This window comes from Seonamhaeicola marinus (genome assembly GCF_008085455.1).
Map to the genome: position 1 here is coordinate 1 of NZ_VSDQ01000342.1, position 587 is coordinate 587.

The window sequence follows — 587 nt, forward strand, 5'->3', positions numbered from 1 at the left end:
TAAAGCACTTACAAAGTTATTTAGTGAAACCGCATTGCAAGTTTGCGAAGGCCAACAATATGATGTAGATTTTGAAACCAGAAATGATGTAACCATTGCAGAATATTTAACAATGATAGAGTATAAAACAGCTGTTTTAGTAGCAGCTGCAATGCAAATGGGGGCAATTATTGCTGAAGCAGATATTAAGAACCAACAAAGTATTTACCAATTTGGACGCAATTTAGGCATAGCATTTCAGTTGCAAGACGATTATCTTGATGCATTTGGAAACCCCGAAACCTTTGGTAAACAAGTTGGGGGCGATATTATAGAAAACAAAAAAACCTATTTGTATTTAAAAGCATTAGAGTTTGCTGATGCCAATGAAAAACAAAGGCTCATTCATCTATTTAATACTGAAACTACAAAAACGGAAGAAAAAATATTTGCTGTAAAAGAATTATTCAAATCTACCGGCGCTGCAAAAGCAACTAAACAAGCTGTGGCAGAATATACTAATAAAGCTTTTAAGGTGTTAGAAGTTTTAGATATTTCAGAAGATAAAAAGCAATTATTAAAAACTTTTGGCAGTAACCTAATGCGCC

1 protein-coding gene is annotated in these 587 nt (G+C 33.4%); it reads left to right on the forward strand.

Annotation, left to right across the window (positions count from 1 at the left end; translation table 11 throughout):
* On the forward strand, nt 1-587 hold a 587-nt coding region (locus tag FUA24_RS04815; protein ID WP_148540271.1), incomplete at both ends, for a polyprenyl synthetase family protein.